This window comes from Amycolatopsis tolypomycina, assembly GCF_900105945.1.
In the GTDB taxonomy this organism is placed as follows: domain Bacteria; phylum Actinomycetota; class Actinomycetes; order Mycobacteriales; family Pseudonocardiaceae; genus Amycolatopsis; species Amycolatopsis tolypomycina.
The window spans coordinates 680,413-697,767 of the sequence record NZ_FNSO01000004.1 but is presented as its reverse complement, the minus strand read 5'-3'; the positions used below and the strand labels follow the sequence as shown (position 1 = coordinate 697,767).

The window sequence follows — 17,355 nt, the reverse complement described above, 5'->3', positions numbered from 1 at the left end:
TCACCCGACGCACACTTTCGGAGGGCAAGCGGCCGCGGCGCGCCCGTGTCGCGCGGATCATTGCGCCGCGCGCGCTAGCGTGTTGACCCGGAACGGCGAGCAGGGAGGACAGCGGTGCGACTGGTGCGCCTGGAGCGGCAGCAGTCCCGGGTGGCGGACGACATCCGGGCGGCACTGGCGTCCCTGGGCCGCGGCAGCACCGTGATCGGCGGGATAGCCCTGGTGGGCGTCGGCGGGGTGGCGGACCGCCCGATCGAGGCGGTGGTCCTCCTCCCCCACGGAGTGATCATCGTGATCGGCGTGGACCTCCCGGACCCGGCGTTGCGGCTCGAGGCCCCCCTGGGCGGCCCCTGGAAGGCGGACGGCTGGCCCCTGGTCGCGGACGACGATTCGGTCAACCCGGCCACGGAGGCACTGGACGTTTCCCAGGCCTGCGAAAGGCGAATCGCCACCCTGGTCCCGGGCACGGCGCCGGTGGGAACGATCATCGCGGTGGGCCCGTACGTGGAGACGGTGGACCAGCCGGCAGCGGACCTGGCAGGCCCGGTGAGGGTCCTCCACCCGACTCCGACGACGATGCTGGCGGCAACGGTGTCCTTGGCCACGGCCCACCGAGCGCGCTCGGTGGACCAGGTCCGGGCGTTGATCCGCGGGTTGGCACCATCGGCCCCGGAGTTCTCGGACGAGGTGCTGCTGGGCGAGGGCTTCAGCCGCTTGACGGACGACACGCCACCGGAGTCCCTTTGGGACGATGGCGCGGAGACGGGCGGCACAGGAAGTGCCGAGGTGAGAGGTGCGGCAGCTGCGGTTCCGGCTGCGGCTCCGGCTGCGGCTGCAGATCCGGCTGCGGATCCGGCCGCGGCTGCGGCTGCGGCTGCAGATTCGGCCGCGGCTGCGGCTCCGGCTCCGGCTGTAGATCCGGCCGCGGCTGCGGTTCCGACCAAGGCGGTTTCCGGCCCGGCCGATTGGCGGACCGAGACTCCGGCCGAAGCCAAGCCGACGCCCGCAGCGCCGGAACCCGCAGCGCCGGAACCCGCGGTGGAGCCGGAGCTTTCGGCGACCGCTTCCCCACCCGCCGAGGTGCTCTCGTCGCCTGCCGACCCGGAACCGGAGCGCCCCGCCGACTCCCCAGCGCGGCCGGTGTTCCCTGGCACTGAGCTCCCGGAACCCGCTGATTCCCCCGCCGCCGAGACCGAGCGCGCCGAAAACCACCGCCTTCCCTCGCCCGGCAGCAACCCGGCCGAGGCTGCCGCTCCCTCGACCGAGGCCGAGCAAGCCCCCGAGCACCCGGCACCCCGCTCCGGCACAGCCGAGCAAGCCGGCCCCGGCTCTGGCGCGCCCGACCTCCCCGCCGAGGCCGCGCCGGCACCCAACCCCACAGCACCGCAACCCGGCGCACCCAAGCCAGCGCGCCCCACCGAAGCCGAGCCGGCCGCTCCGCAACCCAGCGCACCGCCACGCCCCACCGAAGCCGAGCCGGCCGCTCCGCAACCCAGCGCACCGCCACGCCCCACCGAAGCCGAGCCGGCCGCTCCGCAACCCGCCGCACCGCCACGCCCCACCCAAGCCGGCTCACCGAGCCCGCACCCCCGCAAACCCACCCCCCACCCCACCGCAGCCGAAAACCCCGAGCCACGCCCCCCGCAACTCCCCCTGCCCTCGGCGAACTCCCCGCGCCCCGAACCCGCCACCGCCACCGGGTCTCGCACCCTTCGCTGGCTTCCGCTCGGCGCCATCTGCGCGCTCGTCGCCCTCGTCGTGGCCGCCATTGCCGTCGCCACCACCGGTGACGGCACCGCCGCCGCCCCGGCTCCGCCGCCGGTCAGCGTCTCGAAAACGCCGCCCTCCACTGCCCCTGTGCGCAGCCTTCAGTTCGCCCTTCGCGCCGCCGCCGCTGATCAGCGGTGTGCTTCGCACGCCTTCGGGGATGCCCAGACCAGCCTGCAGCAGACCAGCTGCTCCGGCGTGAAGCGCGCCAGCTACGCCGCCACCGTCGACGGCCGGGCCGGTGCCGTCACCGTCGGGATCGTCGACTTCCCCGATGCCGGCCAGGCCGCCGCCTTCAAGGCCGTTGCCGACACGCCCGGTGGGGGCGGGATCCTCGACCTCGCCGCCGAGACCGGCCAGTGGGGCGCCACCGCCCCGCGCTTCGAAAACGCCGCCTACGCCAGCAAGCTCGACGGCTCCTCCGTGCGGCTCGTGCAGGCCGTCTGGGCGCCGGGACCGTCCACTCCGGACGATCCCGGCCTGGTCAGGGCCGCCAAGGCCGCCCTCGACCTGCCCGCCCAGTGACCCTCAGAGCCCGTACGCCTCCAGCAGCCGCAGCCACACCTCGCTGATCGTCGGGAACGACGGCACCGCGTGCCACAGCCGGTCCAGCGGCACCTCACCCACGATCGCGATCGTCGCCGAATGCAGCAGCTCCGAGACGTCCTGGCCGACGAACGTCACGCCCAGGAGCACGTTCCGTTCCGTGTCGACGACCATCCGGGCCTTGCCCGTGTAGCCGTCCGCGTGCAGCGACGAACCCGCCACCGCGATGTCGATGTCGACGACGCGGTCCGCCGAGCCCGGCCGCGCGTCCGCCAAGCCGACCGCCGCCACCTCCGGGTCGGTGAACACCACCTGCGGCACCGCGTGGTGGTCGGCCGTCGCGGTGAAACGGCTCCACGGCGAAGCCTCCGAGAAAGTCCCCGCGGCCAGCGCCGCCACCGTGTCGCCCGCCGCGCGGGCGCCGTACTTGCCCTGGTGGGTGAGCGGCGCCCGGCCGGTGACGTCGCCGGCCGCGAACAGCCAGCCACCGTCCACTGCGGACACGCGGCCGGTGTCGTCGGTCTCCAGCGGCTGCCCGGGCTCGATGCCGAAGCGCTCGAGCCCGGCGGTCGCGGGACGGCGGCCGGTCGCCACCAGGAACTCGTCGACGACCAGCGTCGAGCCGTCCTTCAGCGTCAACGTCGTCCCCGAGTCGCCGGCGGCGACCGCGGAAACACCCGAATCCGTGTGCACCTGGACGCCGGCTTCGCGCAAGCCCGCCAGCACGAGGTCGCCCGCGAACGACGCGTTGCGCGGCAGCGGACGCGGGCCGCTGATCACCAGGTGGACCTCCGAGCCGAGCGACGCGAACGCCTGCGCCATCTCGACGCCGACCACGCCGCCGCCGAGGACGCCGAGGCGCCCGGGCACCGACGACGCCGACGTCGCTTCCCGCGAGCCCCACGGCCGGATCGTGTCGAGCCCGGGGATCGGCGGCGTGCTCGGGACGCTGCCGGTGCAGACGATCACCGCGTGCCGGGCGGTCAGCACGCGGTCGCCGCCGACGGTCACCTCCCGCTCACCGGTGATCTCCCCGTGCCCGCGGATCGGCTCGATGCCCGCGCCGCGGGCCCAGTCGACCTGTCCCGAGTCGTCACCCTTGCCGGTGAACCAGTCACGGCGCGCGAACACCGCCGCCGGGTCGACCCGGTCGCCGACCGGCACGCCGGGCACCCGCTTGGCGGCGGCGAGGAGATTTCCCGGCCGCAGCAAGGCCTTGCTCGGGATGCAGGCCCAGTAGGAGCACTCGCCGCCGAAGCGTTCGTGCTCGACGAGGGCGACCTTCAGGCCTCCGCGGGCCGCCCGTTCGGCGGCCACCTCCCCGACCGGACCCGCGCCGATCACCACTACGTCAAAAGTCTGTCCAGACATGGCTTCAGGTCACACCACTACGCGGGATCACGCAAGCCAGCGGCTATCCTCCGTCAGGAAGCTGCAAGTTTTCGGCGGCACCGGGTGCCGTCGGACCCGGTGCGCGCGAACCCACACGTTCGAGCACGGGAGGTTTGTCGTGGCCAGGAACACGGCTGTGCAGGTGCTGGATGATCTGACCGGCGAGCCCGCGGCGGAGACCGTCGGCTTCGGCCTGGACGGCATCGACTACGACATCGACCTCTCCTCCGCCAACGCCGAGGCGTTGCGCGGGTTCCTGCAGCGGTACGCCGACGCCGGTCGCCGCACCGGCGGCCGCAAGAACCGGCCGCGGATCGTCCCCGGCGCCGAGAAGACCCCGCCGAAGCAGGCCGCCAGAACGGCCACGCCCGCGAAGCCCGCCCCAGCGAAGACTGCCCCGGTGAAGGTGCAGGCCACCACCCCGGTCAAGCCGGCCCGCGCGAAGGCCGAGCCCGCGCGCACCAAGAAGGCCGCGGAGCCGAAGCCCATCACCCGCGCGGCCGCCCGCAAGGTGCCGACCGTCACGTTCTCGGCGGCCGAGTAAGTCCACAGTAGACGGCTCAGGCCGCGCGCTGGGCGCCGTCGGCGTGCCAGGACGGGTAGTGGTAGCGGGTGTGCAGCAACGCCCGCTGCCGCGCCAGCTCGGCCGCCGACGGCGGGCGGGGCACGAACGTCCCGAGCAGCTGTGACGCCGCCGCGCGCACGGCCGCCTCGACCGCCGGGAACCCGGGCCGCAGGCCGTGCTCGGCCAGCGACGCCACCGGGCTGCGGTGCGAGTCGAGCGGCCGCGGGTCCGGCGGCGCGCCGGTCAGGTAGCGGCCGACGAGCCCGGCCGACGTCTCGACCAGCAGCGTCGAGTGCGCGAGCAGGCCGGTCTTCGTGCGGAACACGGCGAACCCGCACAGCTTCGCCTCACCGACGAACAGCCCGCGGTCGCCGATCCGCGGCACCAGCCCGAGCTGGTCGACGGCGGCGCTCATCACCTGGCCGAGTGCTTCCAGTGGCCGGTCGGCCGGGCCGGGCAGGACCAGGGTGACGTTCAGGTTGCCGGGGTCGTGGAACACCGTGCCGCCGCCGCTGGCCCGCCGCAGCACCGGGACGCCGTCGCGCTCGCATTCCGCGACACGCACTTCGCGCGCGATCCGCTGCCCGCGCCCGACCACGACGCAGACCGGGTTGCGCCAGAGCCACAGCACCGGTGACTCGGGCGCAACCCGGAGGAGCGCTTCGTCGAACGCGAGATTCTCGGCCGGATCCGTGAACGCCGCACGAACATCCGACCCGGTCGTCATAGCGCCTTGAGTTCCTCCACGATCTCGCCCACCGACGACTTGGCGTCCCCGAAGAGCATGCTGGTCTTCGGATCGTAGAACAGGTCGTTGTCGATGCCGGCGAACCCGGAGCTCATCCCGCGTTTCAAGACGATCACGGACCGGCTCTCGTTGACCTTGAGGATCGGCATCCCGTAGATCGGCGAGCTCGGGTCGGTCTGCGCGGCCGGGTTCGTGACGTCGTTCGCGCCGATCACCAGCGCGACGTCGGTCTGGGCGAACTCGGAGTTGATCTCGTCCATCTCCTTGAGCTGCTCGTACGGCACGTCGGCCTCGGCGAGCAGCACGTTCATGTGCCCCGGCATCCGGCCGGCCACCGGGTGGATCGCGTAGGCGACCGTGATGCCCTTCTTCTCCAGCAGCTTCGCCATCTCGCGGACGGTGTGCTGGGCCTGCGCCACGGCCATGCCGTACCCCGGCACGACCACGACCTTGCTCGCGTACGCCATCTGGATCGCGGTGTCGGCCGCGCTCGTCGACCGCACCGGCCGGGCTTCCTTCGTCCCGTCGCCGGCCGCGACCGCCGGACCGCCGCCGAAGCCGCCCGCGACGATCGCCGGGATGGACCGGTTCATCGCCTTGGCCATCAGGTTGGTCAGGATCGAACCGGACGCGCCGACGATCATGCCGGCCACGATCAGCGCCGTGTTGTCCAGCGCCAGGCCCATCGCCGCGGCCGAGAGGCCGGTGAAGGCGTTGAGCAGCGAGATGACCACCGGCATGTCCGCGCCGCCGATCGGCAGCACGACGGTGAGGCCGAGGATGCCGGACGCGACGAGCAGCCCGACGATCAGCAGCCACGAGTCGCCGCCGGCGATGATCGCCACCGCGCAGGCCACCGCGATCAGCAGGAGCAGCGCGTTGACCGGCTGCTGGAGCTTGCCCAGCGTGATCGGGCGCCCGCTGATCAGCTCCTGCAGCTTGCCGAAGGCGACGTTCGAGCCCCAGAAGGAGATCGATCCGATGATCGCCGCGAACAGCGACGCGATCGCGATGTACGCCGGTTCGTGCGCGTAGCCGTCGGTGGAGTTGAACTCGACCCACGCGATCAGCGCGACCGCGCCACCGCCGACGCCGTTGAACAGGGCCACCATCTGCGGCATCGCGGTCATCTTGACCTTGCGCGCCGACGGCACGCCGACGACCACGCCGATCCCGACGCCGAGGGCGATGAGCACCCAGTTGCCCATCCCGGGGGTGAGCAGGGTCGCGACGACGGCGATGCCCATGCCGACCGCGGCGATCCAGTTGCCGCGGACGGCGGTGCGCGGGCCGGTGAGGCCCATCAGGCCGTAGATGAAGAGGGCGAACGCGATGATGTAGAGGATCGCGATGAAGTCCGTCACTTCTCGTCCTCCTCACCGGGCACCGGCTTCTTGGCCTTGAACATCGACAGCATCCGATCGGTGACGAGGAAGCCGCCGACGACGTTGATCGTGCCGAAGGCGATCGCGATCACCAGCAGGATCTTGTTGAACACGCCGTCGACGCCGAGGCCGAGCACGACCAGGCCGCCCAGCAGCACGATGCCGTGGATGGCGTTGGTGCCCGACATCAGCGGCGTGTGCAGGGTGTTGGGCACCTTCGAGATGACGGCGAAGCCGACGAACCCGGCCAGCACCAGCACCGCCAGGTTCTGCACCAGAGGACTCACGACGCGCTCCCTTCGCGCCCGGCCACGCAGGCACCGGCGACGATCTCGTCCTCGAAGTCCAGCTTCAGCTCGCCCTCCTTCGTCACCAGCAGCTCCAAGAGCTCGGTGACGTTGCGGGCGTAGAGCTCGCTGGCGTGCGAGGGCATTTCGGCGGGCAGGTTGAGCGGGGACGAGATCGTGACGTCGTGCTCGACGACGTCCTCCCCCGGCTTGGTCAGCTCGCAGTTGCCGCCGGTCTCGCCGGCGAGGTCGACGACGACCGACCCGGCGGGCATGCCCTTGACGGCGTCCGCGGTGACCAGCGTCGGCGCCTTGCGGCCCGGGACGAGCGCGGTGGTGATCACGACGTCGAACTTCGTGATGGCTTCGGTGAGCCGCCGCTGCTGTTCCTCGCGCTCTTCGACCGTCAGCTCGCGGGCGTACCCGCCTTCGCCGACCGCCTCGATGCCGAGGTCGAGGAACTGCGCGCCCAGCGACTTGACCTGCTCGCCGACCTCGGGCCGCACGTCGTAGCCGGTGGTCTGGGCGCCGAGCCGCTTCGCCGTGGCGAGCGCCTGCAGGCCGGCGACGCCGGCGCCGAGCACGAGCACCTTGGCCGGCGGGACGGTGCCGGCCGCGGTGGTGAGCATCGGGAAGAACCGCGGGAGCTTCTGCGCCGCGAGCAGCACCGCGCGGTAGCCGCCGATGCTGGCCTGTGACGACAGCGCGTCCATCGCCTGCGCCCGGGAAATGCGCGGGACCGCCTCCATCGCGAAGGCGCGCAACCCCGCTTCTTCGAGCTTCGCGAGCCCTTCCGGGTTGCCGCGCGGATCGAGGAAACCGACGAGCACGGCGCCCCGGCTCAGTTTCGCGACTTCCTCCGGCGACGGCGGGTTGACCTTCACGACGATCGGGGCGCCCCACGCGTCGCCGAGTTCGGCGCCGGCTTGGGTGTACGCGTCGTCACTCAGGTGCGCACCGGATCCGGCGCCCGGCTCGACGACCACGCGCAGCCCGCGCTGCGCGAGCCGCCCGACGAGCTTGGGCACCATGGCCACCCGCCGCTCCCCGGGGCGTGATTCGGCCACCACACCCACGGTGAGCTGCTGACTCTGTTCGCTGTCCGTCACACGACCTCCTCATCGGCGAGGCACGATCCGAGGGTTGTACCACGTCGGACCGACAGTCCCCAGTGACGTGAGTCGCAAGTCTCGCCGGGTGTGCCGGGAAATAGGGGTGCCGGGCGGAACCGTTCAGCTCGATTTCCAGTGCGGGACGCCGAGCAGGACCAGACGCAGCCGTTTTTCCGCCGTTCCGGTGATTTTCGCGTCGTCACCCGGGCGGGCTTCCAGCAGTTCGACAATGGTCGTCAGCATTGCGGAAACGATCAAGTCGGCCAGCATGTGCAGGTCTTCGGTGCTCCACTCGCGCAGCGTCGGGAACCGGGCGAGGTCGATCGCGAGGTCGCCGGAGAACAGCCGCAGTTCGGCGGCGATCGCCTGGGCGAGCGATCCGCCGGCGTACCGCTCGCGGGTCAGGAACCGGAAATGGTCCTCGTTCGCCCGGACGAACCGGTGCAGCGTCGTCACCGACGCGCTGATCATCCCCTGGTAGGTGGCCGGATCCGTGCGGGCGGAGCGGATCATCCCGCGCAGCGTGCGCGTCGCCTCCTCGACGAGCGCGACGCCGAGGTCCTCCATCGAGGCGAAGTGCCGGTAGAAGGCCGTCGGGACGAGGCCGGCGCCTTTCGCGACCTCGCGCAGGGAAAGCGTGGCGAACGGGCGGTCGGCCAGCAGCTCCAGTGCGGTGTCCAGCAGCGCCTGGCGGGTGCGCATTTTGCGTTCTTGGCGGCTCACCGGCGTCAGGGGTTCGGACACAGGGTCCAGCGTACGGCTGTCCACCGCGTTGCTCACGTCACATCCTCGGGGTCTCGCGTTGACAGGGCGTCCACTCCTGCAGTGCACTGTTGAGTGTACAGTCGTTCACTGTAATCGAGGAGGACCCGATGACGGCGCTCATCCCCCGGCGGGTGCGCGGCCTCGCCTCGCTGGCCGAGGCGCTGCTGACGCCGCACGGGATGGACCGGTACCTGGAGCTCGTCGACCCGATGCTGGTCCGCCGCGAGATCCGCGGGCTGGTCACGGCGGTGCGCAAGCAGACGCCGGACAGCGTCACCCTCACCGTGCGGCCGAGCCGCGCGTGGCCGGGTTTCACCGCCGGCCAGTACGTCCGGCTGCAGGTGGAGATCGACGGCGTCCGCCGCACGCGCTGCTATTCGCCGTGCGGTTCGCAGTACGACGGCGAACTGGAGTTCACCGTCAAGGAGCAGGGCCTGGTCTCCGGGCACCTGAACCGTTCGATCGGCGTCGGCTCGGTCGTCAATCTGTCCACTCCGGACGGCGGGTTCACGCTGCCCGCCACCCGGCCGGACCGCGTGCTGCTGATCAGCGGCGGCAGCGGTGTCACGCCGGTGCTCGCGATGGCGCGCACCCTGGTCGACGAGGGCCACCCCGGCGAGATCGTGTTCCTGCACTACTCGAACGGCCCGGCCGACGCGCTGTACCGCACCGAACTGGCCGAGCTCGCCGCCCGGCACCCCGGGCTGCGGGTCGTGCAGGCCTACACCCACTCGAAGGGCGGCGACCTGACCGGGTTCTTCTCGGCCGAGCACGTCGAGCCGCGGTTCCGCGACGCGGAGACGTTCGTCTGCGGCCCGAAGCCGCTCATGGACGCCGTGCGCGCGGAGTTGGGTGAACGTGTGCACACCGAAGAGTTCACGCCGCCGGCGTTGACCTTCGACACGGCGGACGCGGAAGGCCGGGTGCGGTTCCGCCGCAGCGGCCGCGAGTGCGCCAACTCGGGGAAGCCGTTGCTGGAGCAGGCGGAGGAAGCCGGGCTGGCCCCGGAACACGGCTGCCGGATGGGCATCTGCTTCTCCTGCACCCAGCTGAAGACCGCCGGGCGCGTCCGCAACGCGCGCACCGGCGAGGTTTCCGGCGAAGAAGACGAAGAAATCCAGCTCTGCATCTCCGTCCCGGTCGGGGACGTCGAGATCGACGCTTAGGGAGAACTGTCATGACCGGTCTGCAGGACCGCCTGACCCCGGAACAGGTCGAGGAGTTCGGCCGCGAGCTCGACGCGCTGCGGCAGCGGATCGTCGACGACCTGGGCCAGGAGGACGTCGACTACATCCACCGGATCATCCGGACGCAGCGCGGCCTGGAGGTCGCCGGGCGGGCACTGCTGTTCGCCGGGTTCTTCCCGCCGGCGTGGCTGGCCGGCGTCGGCGCGCTGTCGCTGGCCAAGATCCTCGACAACATGGAGATCGGCCACAACGTCATGCACGGCCAGTACGACTGGACGCGCGACCCGGCGCTGAGCTCGCAGCGGTTCGAGTGGGACACGGTGGCGCCGGCGGAGAACTGGCGGCACTCGCACAACTACATCCACCACACGTACACGAACATCGTCGACAAGGACCGCGACGTCGGCTACGGGATCCTGCGGATGGACACCGCCCAGAAGTGGCACCCGTACTACCTCGGCAACCCGGTGTACGCGACGCTGCTGGCGATCTTCTTCCAGTGGGGCGTGATGCTGCACGACCTCGAGGTCGAAAACGTCGTCAAGGGCTCGCGGTCCTGGGCCGACAACGTGCCGATCCTGCGGAAGATCGTGCGGAAGGCGTCGCGGCAGATCGGCAAGGACTACGTCCTGTTCCCGCTCCTGACCGGCCCGCTGGCCCCGCTGACGTTCGTCGGCAACGCGACGGCGAACCTGACCCGCAACCTGTGGGCGTTCGCGATCATCTTCTGCGGCCACTTCCCGGCGGACGTCGAAAGTTTCACCGAAGAGGAAACCGCGTCGGAATCGCGCGGCCAGTGGTACCTGCGCCAGATCCTGGGTTCGGCGAACATCACGGGCGGCCCGCTCTTCCACATCCTGAGCGGCAACCTGTCCCACCAGATCGAGCACCACCTGTTCCCGGACATCCCGGCGCGCCGGTACCCGCAGATCGCCGGCGAGGTGCGCGAGATCTGCGAGAAGTACGGGCTGCCGTACCACACGGGACCGCTGCGCAGGCAGCTCTGGTCGGTGGCGAAGAAGATCGTGAAGCTGGCCCTGCCCACCCCGCGGTCCCCGGCTACCGTGGAACCCGACCGGCAGCTCCGAGCAGCGTGAGGGTGACATGGTGGGCCAGTTCGAACGAGAGAAGGACACCCTGCAGGTGATCACCGAATCAGCGGCGACGCACGTCGGCAACATAGCGAGCATCATCACGGGCGCGATCCGCGACATCGCCCGGGAGACGGGCGACTGGCTCACCGACGTCATCGAGATGCGGGAGGCGGCGCAGCGGGCCCGGGAGGACGACCCGGACACGCCCTGAGCCGGTTTCCCCGCCGGGTGCGGGGAAACCGGCGCCGCACACCACCGGCAGGCACCGGAATTGTCGGTGCCTGCCGGTAGTGTGGAAAACGGGGGGGGCGCCCCCGCGGCGGCACCCTGCGGAGTTCCGTAACGAAGCTGGGGGAAAACCCCATGGGCAACGCCCCCGCCCCGGACGACACTGGGTTCCGTGACCAGCATCGACCCACCCCACCCGCTGCGCCGGGTCTTCGGCCCGCTCGCCTCGCGGGACTTCCGGGCCGAATACCTCTGGCTGTGGCTCGCCGCCCCGCTCACCGTCTTCTCGCTCCTCACGTTCCTCGTCCTCCTCGCGCTCGGCCTCTGGCTCACCCCCGTCCTGCTCGGCTTCCTCGTCCTCGCCGGCGCGATCTTCTACGTCCGCGGCCTCGGCACCGCCCACCGCAAGCTCGCGAGAGCGCTGCTCGGCGTCAGCGTCCCCGCCCCGCGCCGTCCCGAGCTCAAACCTGGGCTGTGGAGCTGGGTGAAAGCCCGCGTCGGCGATCCCGCGGGCTGGCGCGCCGTCGGCTACCTGCTGCTGCGGCTGCCGCTGACCCTCGCCGGGCTCTTCACCGTCTTCGCCGCGACCGTCTTCAGCTTCGCCGCCACCCCTTACTCCTTCCTGTGGTACCCGCTCGGTGAACGGCAGCTGCCCGCCTTCGACATCCGCGCCGACACCTGGGCAGGCGCGCTCGCCTGGTCGGCGTCCGGGCTGCTGGTGCTGCTCGCGCTGCCGTGGGTGACGCACGCCTTCGTCGCGCTCGACAGGCTGCTCGTCGTCGGGTTGCTCGGCGAACGCGAGCTGTCCGAACGCGTCCGCGACCTGGAGGCGAGCCGCGCGACGGCGGTCGAGGACGCCGCCCTGCGGCTGCGGCGCATCGAACGCGACCTCCACGACGGCGCGCAGGCCCAGCTCGTCGCGCTGGCGATGAAGCTCGGCCTGGCCAAGGACGAGCTGGCCGACGTCGACCTCCCGCAGGTCAAGGACCTCGTCACCGCGGCGCACACCAACGCCAAGCAGGCGCTGACCGAGCTGCGCGACCTCGCCCGCGGCATCCACCCGGCCGCGCTGGACGCGGGCCTCGACGTCGCACTCGCCACGCTGGTCGCGACGTCCGGGATCGACGCCCATGTCATGGTCCACCTGCCGCGCCGCCCGCCGCCGTCGCTGGAGACCATCGTCTACTTCAGCGCCGCCGAGCTGCTCACGAACGCCGCCAAGCACGGCGGGACGACGCTGGTCGAAGTCACCGAGACCCAGGACGTCCTGCGGCTGCGGGTGCGCGACAACGGCCCCGGCGGCGCCCGGATCGTGCCGGGCGGCGGGCTGGCCGGCGTCGCCGAGCGGCTGCGGACGGTCGACGGCGAGCTGACCGTCACCAGCCCGCCGGGCGGTCCGACCGAAGTGTCCGCGCGGGTGCCGCTGCCCCGCTAAGGTCGCGGCATGCGGATCGTCATCGCGGAGGACTCCACCATCCTGCGCCAGGGGCTCGCCGAGCTGCTGACCTTCCGCGGCCACGACGTCGTCGCCGCGGTGAAGGACGCCGACGCCCTGCGCGCCGCCGTCGAAGACCACACCCCCGACGTGTCCATTGTGGACATCCGGATGCCGCCGACGCACACCGACGAGGGCCTGCGGGCGGCGATCGCGCTGCGCCGCGAGCTCCCGGGCTGCGCGATCCTGCTGTTCTCCCAGTACGTCGAGACCAAGTACGCGGCCCAGCTCCTGGCCGACCGCGCGGGCGGCGTCGGGTACCTGCTCAAAGACCGCGTCGCCGAGGTTTCGGACTTCCTCGACGCGCTGCGCCGGGTTTCCGACGGCGAGACGGTCCTCGACCCCGAGGTCGTCAGCCAGCTGTTCTCGGCGACGCGCCGGACAGACGCGCTCGGCGGCCTCACCCCACGCGAACGCGAGGTGCTCGGCCTGATGGCGGAAGGCCGGTCGAACTCCGCGATCGCGACGAAGCTGTTCCTCTCCCCCGGCTCGGTGGAGAAGTACGTGACGTCGATCTTCGGCAAGCTCGGCCTGTCACCGTCCGACGGGGACAACCGCCGGGTGCTCGCGGTGCTGCGTTACCTGGATTCCTGAGCCAGCAACCCGTCGACGAAGGCGCGCAGCCCCGCCCGGTAGGTGTCGCGCGCGCTCAGTTCCGGCCAGCGGTCGCCGACGGCGGCGAGGTTCGGGAAGCGGGCCGCGTCGAGCCCGGCGAACACCTGGTCGCGGTAGCGGGGCCGGTCCTGGGCCGCCCGCCGCCCGGCCCGCGCCCGGACCAGGATTTCGCCGATCGTGTAGTACCAGACGTGCCGGTACAGCTCGACGGCCCGCTCGGGCGCGCACCCGCAGCCCAGCGCGCCCCCGACGATCGCGTCGACCATCCACAGCGCCGACTCGCCGAGGAAGTCGTCGGCCGTGAGCACCTCCGCGATCTCGGGCCGGCCGGCGAGCGCGTCGTGCATCAGGGTCGCCGCGGCGAGGATGCGCTCCCGCGGATCGTCCGGCAGCGCGGGCCGCGGCAGCCGCTCGGCGTGGTGCTCGAGCAGCTGGATCAGCAGGTCGTCCTTGTCGCGCACGTGGTGGTACAGCGTCGTCGCGCCGACGCCCAGCTCCGCGGCGAGCCGGCGGATTGTCAGCTTTTCATGGCCGTCCCGGTCGAGGATCGCCCGCGCGGCTTCGAGGATCTGCTCGCGGGACGTCGAGGGCGGCCGCCCGATGCGTGACACGCCCTCATCATGCCCGGTCGACAGCCGCAGCCACCCGGTGCTACTTTCGGAACACGTTCGAAAAGTCACCTGGGGGGTGCGTTGTGAAACGACCGGTCCTTCTGGTCTGCCTGGCCGTGTTCGGCCTGATGGCGGGTCAGCAGCTGCTCAACCCGATCCTGCCGCCGCTGGCCCGCGAGTTCGGCTTCAGCGAGTTCGCGCTGGGTTCCGTCTGGGCCGTCGGTGGTGCGGGTGTCGTGCTGGCGAGCCCGTTCTGGGGGCGCCGGACCGCGCGCTGGGGGCACCGGCCGGTGCTGCTGGTCTCGCTGTTCGGCGCCACGGCGAGCCTGCTCGCGTTCGCCTTCGTCGCCCAGCTCGGCCTGGCGCAGGCACTCGCCGTGCCGGTGCTGTTCACAGCGGTGCTGCTCACCCGCGGCGTGCTGTTCGGCCTCGCCTGGGCGGCGACCCCGGTGACCGCCCAGTCCTACATCGCCGACGTCACCGACGGCCCGGCCGAGCGGGTGCGGGGCATGGCGGTGTTCGGCGCGGCGCAGGGCCTCGCGCTCGCCGCCGGCCCCGCGCTCGGCGGGCTGCTGAGCCTCACCGGGAACCTGCTCGTCCCGGTCTACGCGGCCCCGGTGGTCCTCGCCGGGATCGCGGTCGTGATCACGTTCGCGCTGCCGAAGCCGCCGAAGCGCGAGATCCGGACGGCGACGGTGAAGGTCAGCCCGTTCGACAGGCGCCTGTGGCCGTTCCTGACCCTCGGCTTCGGCCTGTACCTCGCGCTGGCGATCGTCCTGATGACCATCGGCTTCCTGGTGCAGGACCGGCTGCACCTGAGCGGCCAGGACACCGGCCGCGTCACCAGCCTGGTCATGCTGGCCGGCGCCGGAATGATCATCCTCGTCCAGGTGGCCGCCGTGCCGCGGCTGAACTGGCCGCCGATGCGGCTGGTCCGGGTGGGCGCGGTCGTCATGACCGGCGGGATGCTCGTGGTGGCCGCCGGTGCCGACGGCGTCCTGCTCGGCGCCGGGGTGGGCGTGCTCGGCGCGGGCATGGGGTTCGCGACGCCGGGGTTCATGTCCGCGCCGACGCTGCTCGCCACCCGCGAGGAACAAAGCGCCGTCGCCGGGCTCATGGGGTCGAGCAGCGCGCTGGCGTTCATGGCCGGGCCGCTGCTGGGGACCGGTCTGTACGAGATCGCCCCCGTGGTCCCCTACCTCGCCGGCGCGGTGCTCCTCGCGGCGCTGACCGCGTTCGCGTTCACCACCACCGGCGAACCCGCGAAGGAGCCGGTGGCTCCCTAGGCTGGGCGCCATGTACTCCACCGAGATCGAGGTCCGCACCGGCTCCGAAGCCGTCGTCCACGACCTCACCCACGAAGCCGAAGCCTTCCTGCGCGACGCCGACGCCACCGACGGGCTGCTGCATGTCTGGGTCCCGCACGCCACGGCCGGGCTGGCCATCCTGGAGACCGGCGCCGGCAGCGACGAGGACCTGCTGACCGCGCTCGACGAGCTGCTCCCCCGCGACGGCCGCTGGCGGCACCGGCACGGGAGCCCGGGTCACGGCCGTGACCACGTGCTCCCGGCGCTGGTGCCGCCCTACGCGACGGTCCCGGTGCTCGGCGGCGTCCTCGCGCTGGGCACCTGGCAGTCGATCTGCCTAGTGGACACCAACCTCGACAACCCCGTCCGCAAGGTGCGCTTCAGCCTCCTGGCGGGCTGACCGGGCCGGCCACAGCGTCACCAGCAGACCGGCGGCCAGCAGCGCGCCGAGCACCCACAGCGCGGTCGTCACGTCGGGTGCGCCGGGCACGCCCTGCAGCAGGCTGCGCAGGCCTTCGGTCGAGAACCGGAACGGCGTCCACGACCACAGCAGCGCGCGGTAGGCCGGGTTCAGCAGCTCCGGCACCTGCCCGGCCACCGCGGGCGCGACCAGGTACAGCGGCGCGAGAACGGCCATCGCACGCAGGCCCAGCAGGCGCAGCAGCCCGGCCTGCAGTGCCGCGAACGCCGTCGCGGCGAGGAAGACGAAGCCGAGGACGTCCGCGGTCAGCGGCAGCGACGAGTCCCACAGCGCGAAGAACCCGGCCACGACCGCCGTGATCAGCACGCCGGCGCCGACGACCTGCAGGAACCGGGCGCCGGCGCCGATCGTGCGGTGCGTCCGCTTCGCGAGCTGGGTCAGGGCAAGGCTCGCGACGAGCGCGCCGATCCAGGCTAGCGCACTCGCGGCCAGCGGGGCGACGCGGCCCGCGAGCCCCGCCGGGTGCAGGACCTCCTGCTTCGGCGGGCCGGCCAGTGCGGTCGCCGCGCCGGTCAGCGCCTGCTGCGCGACCTGGGTGCCCGCCGGGTTGACCGCCCCCGACGTCACCACCGTCGCGGCCGGTCCCGGCGCGAGCTCGAGCACGCCGTAGACCTTCTTGTCTTCCAGCAGCTGCCGCGCTTCGGCCGGGGTCGCCACGGTCCAGGCGAGCTGGCCGCCGCCGTGGGCGGCGATGCGCTGCGCGATCTCCGGCGGCGCGGCGACGGCGACCGGGACGCCGTCCGGCGCAACGGTGGCCTGCGCGCCGAAGGTGAGGAATCCGAGCACCACCGCCACCAGGGCGCCGGCCAGGGCGGCGACCAGGGCGAGGGCCCCTGCGGGACGGGTCATCACTGCCTCCACTTATTCGTCACTTGTTGAATTACGGCTCAAGGTACGACCACGCCACCGAAAAGTCAACGCGCGTTGAATAATGGCCACGGTAGCCTCGGACCCGTGACGAGGAAGCGGCTGGTGCTCTGGGACATCGACCACACGCTCGTGGACTTCTCCGAACTGGGCGCGGCCTGGTACGGGACGGCGTTCACCGCCGCGACCGGCGCGCCCCTGCGCGTGCACCCGGTCTTCGGGGGCCGCACGGAACGCGCGACGACAACCGACCTGCTCACCGCGAACGGCTTCGAGGCCGCGGAGGAGACGGTCCAGGCGCTGTTCAAGGCACTGGTGGCGGAGTCGGAACGCCACCGGCACACCTTCGCGGAGACGGCTCGCGCACTGCCGGGCGCGGCCGAGGCGCTGGCCGCGTTCGCCGAGGGCGGCGACGTCGTCCAGACGCTCGTCACCGGCAACCTGCCGGAGATCTCGCGGCACAAGCTCGTCCCGTTCGGCCTGGACGAGCACCTCGACCTGGAGATCGGCGGCTACGGCACGCTGTCGGTGCACCGCCCGGACCTGGTCCCGCACGCGGTCGGCCTGGCGGCGGCCAAGCACGGCACCGAGTTCGGCGCCGACGCGGTGGTCGTCATCGGCGACACCCCTAATGACGTCAAGGCCGCGGTGGACAACGGCGCGGTCTCCGTCGCCGTGGCCACCGGGCACTTCTCCGCCGAGGAACTGAAGGCGGCGGGCGCGCACACAGTGCTGCCTGACCTGGCCGACACGGACGCGGTCCGCCAAGCGGTCTGCCGCTGAACGTCGTCTGGAATTCGCCGGAAAGTCGTCCTTGGGAGGGGTGAACCCTCAGCCGAAAGAAGGATACCCCTAGGGGAAATCTCGACCCCTTGCCTGATGTCCAGCGCGCCCGGAACTCGC

Annotated in this window: 18 protein-coding genes; 10 read left to right on the top strand and 8 right to left on the bottom strand. The window is 72.0% G+C overall.

From position 1 onward, the window contains the following. Positions 1–114 precede the first annotated feature (114 nt). Positions 115–2,292: a hypothetical protein gene (locus tag BLW76_RS13940; protein ID WP_143060622.1), complete on the top strand. Its 2,178-nt coding sequence runs from the start codon at positions 115–117 to the stop codon at positions 2,290–2,292. Positions 2,293–2,295: 3 nt separating this feature from the next. On the opposite strand, the gene BLW76_RS13935 is transcribed toward BLW76_RS13940, so the two are convergent. Continuing rightward, the gene (locus BLW76_RS13935; RefSeq protein ID WP_167384601.1) at positions 2,296–3,684 is read right to left on the bottom strand and encodes a dihydrolipoyl dehydrogenase family protein; all 1,389 of its coding nucleotides are present in this window, start codon (positions 3,682–3,684) and stop codon (positions 2,296–2,298) included. A 139-nt stretch (positions 3,685–3,823) separates the two neighbouring features. Between BLW76_RS13935 and BLW76_RS13930 the strand changes: the two genes are divergently transcribed. Then, entirely contained in the window at positions 3,824–4,249 is a 426-nt protein-coding gene (locus tag BLW76_RS13930; RefSeq protein WP_244170163.1) for an Lsr2 dimerization domain-containing protein, read from the top strand. Between the two features lie 16 nt (positions 4,250–4,265). Here the strand turns inward: BLW76_RS13930 and BLW76_RS13925 are convergent, their stop codons facing one another. The 5 genes from BLW76_RS13925 to BLW76_RS13905 form a co-directional block, all read right to left on the bottom strand. Next, complete coding sequence (locus BLW76_RS13925; RefSeq protein ID WP_091307031.1) at positions 4,266–4,997, bottom strand: lipoate--protein ligase family protein; 732 nt, start codon at positions 4,995–4,997, stop codon at positions 4,266–4,268. After that, the gene (locus BLW76_RS13920; protein WP_091307030.1) at positions 4,994–6,382 is read right to left on the bottom strand and encodes an NAD(P)(+) transhydrogenase (Re/Si-specific) subunit beta; all 1,389 of its coding nucleotides are present in this window, start codon (positions 6,380–6,382) and stop codon (positions 4,994–4,996) included. The genes BLW76_RS13925 and BLW76_RS13920 overlap by 4 nt, the downstream gene beginning before the upstream one ends. Then, positions 6,379–6,681, bottom strand: coding sequence for an NAD(P) transhydrogenase subunit alpha part 2 (locus BLW76_RS13915; RefSeq protein ID WP_091319377.1), 303 nt, complete (start codon positions 6,679–6,681; stop codon positions 6,379–6,381). The genes BLW76_RS13920 and BLW76_RS13915 overlap by 4 nt, the downstream gene beginning before the upstream one ends. 5 nt (positions 6,682–6,686) lie before the next feature. After that, on the bottom strand, positions 6,687–7,799 hold the full coding sequence (locus BLW76_RS13910; protein WP_091307029.1) for a Re/Si-specific NAD(P)(+) transhydrogenase subunit alpha: 1,113 nt from the start codon (positions 7,797–7,799) through the stop codon (positions 6,687–6,689). Positions 7,800–7,922: 123 nt separating this feature from the next. Next, the gene (locus BLW76_RS13905; protein ID WP_091307027.1) at positions 7,923–8,582 is read right to left on the bottom strand and encodes a TetR family transcriptional regulator; all 660 of its coding nucleotides are present in this window, start codon (positions 8,580–8,582) and stop codon (positions 7,923–7,925) included. Between the two features lie 92 nt (positions 8,583–8,674). Between BLW76_RS13905 and BLW76_RS13900 the strand changes: the two genes are divergently transcribed. From BLW76_RS13900 to BLW76_RS13880, 5 genes are all read left to right on the top strand, one after another. After that, the gene (locus BLW76_RS13900) at positions 8,675–9,733 is read left to right on the top strand and encodes a ferredoxin reductase (RefSeq protein ID WP_091307024.1); all 1,059 of its coding nucleotides are present in this window, start codon (positions 8,675–8,677) and stop codon (positions 9,731–9,733) included. A gap of 11 nt (positions 9,734–9,744) precedes the next feature. After that, positions 9,745–10,851, top strand: coding sequence for a fatty acid desaturase family protein (locus BLW76_RS13895; protein ID WP_091307021.1), 1,107 nt, complete (start codon positions 9,745–9,747; stop codon positions 10,849–10,851). Positions 10,852–10,858: 7 nt separating this feature from the next. After that, on the top strand, positions 10,859–11,059 hold the full coding sequence (locus tag BLW76_RS13890; protein ID WP_091307018.1) for a hypothetical protein: 201 nt from the start codon (positions 10,859–10,861) through the stop codon (positions 11,057–11,059). A 189-nt stretch (positions 11,060–11,248) separates the two neighbouring features. After that, positions 11,249–12,511, top strand: coding sequence for a sensor histidine kinase (locus tag BLW76_RS13885; RefSeq protein WP_244170162.1), 1,263 nt, complete (start codon positions 11,249–11,251; stop codon positions 12,509–12,511). A gap of 9 nt (positions 12,512–12,520) precedes the next feature. Beyond that, positions 12,521–13,165 carry a response regulator transcription factor gene (locus BLW76_RS13880; protein WP_091307015.1) on the top strand — a complete coding sequence of 215 codons (645 nt, stop codon included), beginning with the start codon at positions 12,521–12,523 and terminating at the stop codon, positions 13,163–13,165. On the opposite strand, the gene BLW76_RS13875 is transcribed toward BLW76_RS13880, so the two are convergent. After that, positions 13,150–13,797, bottom strand: coding sequence for a TetR/AcrR family transcriptional regulator (locus BLW76_RS13875; RefSeq protein WP_208613289.1), 648 nt, complete (start codon positions 13,795–13,797; stop codon positions 13,150–13,152). The two genes, BLW76_RS13880 and BLW76_RS13875, sit on opposite strands and share 16 nt — an antisense overlap. 83 nt (positions 13,798–13,880) lie before the next feature. Here BLW76_RS13875 and BLW76_RS13870 point away from each other — a divergent pair, with 83 nt between their 5' ends. Both BLW76_RS13870 and BLW76_RS13865 read left to right on the top strand, forming a co-directional pair. Further along, complete coding sequence (locus tag BLW76_RS13870; RefSeq protein WP_143060621.1) at positions 13,881–15,083, top strand: MFS transporter; 1,203 nt, start codon at positions 13,881–13,883, stop codon at positions 15,081–15,083. A 10-nt stretch (positions 15,084–15,093) separates the two neighbouring features. After that, positions 15,094–15,504: a secondary thiamine-phosphate synthase enzyme YjbQ gene (locus BLW76_RS13865; RefSeq protein ID WP_014466759.1), complete on the top strand. Its 411-nt coding sequence runs from the start codon at positions 15,094–15,096 to the stop codon at positions 15,502–15,504. Here the strand turns inward: BLW76_RS13865 and BLW76_RS13860 are convergent. After that, the gene (locus BLW76_RS13860) at positions 15,442–16,434 is read right to left on the bottom strand and encodes a YhgE/Pip domain-containing protein (protein WP_167384600.1); all 993 of its coding nucleotides are present in this window, start codon (positions 16,432–16,434) and stop codon (positions 15,442–15,444) included. The genes BLW76_RS13865 and BLW76_RS13860 overlap by 63 nt on opposite strands. 105 nt (positions 16,435–16,539) lie before the next feature. On the opposite strand from BLW76_RS13860, the gene BLW76_RS13855 reads away from it, so the two are divergent. Further along, a complete protein-coding gene (locus BLW76_RS13855; protein WP_091307007.1) occupies positions 16,540–17,235 on the top strand; it encodes an HAD family hydrolase in 696 nt (231 codons plus the stop codon). Positions 17,236–17,355 lie beyond the last annotated feature (120 nt).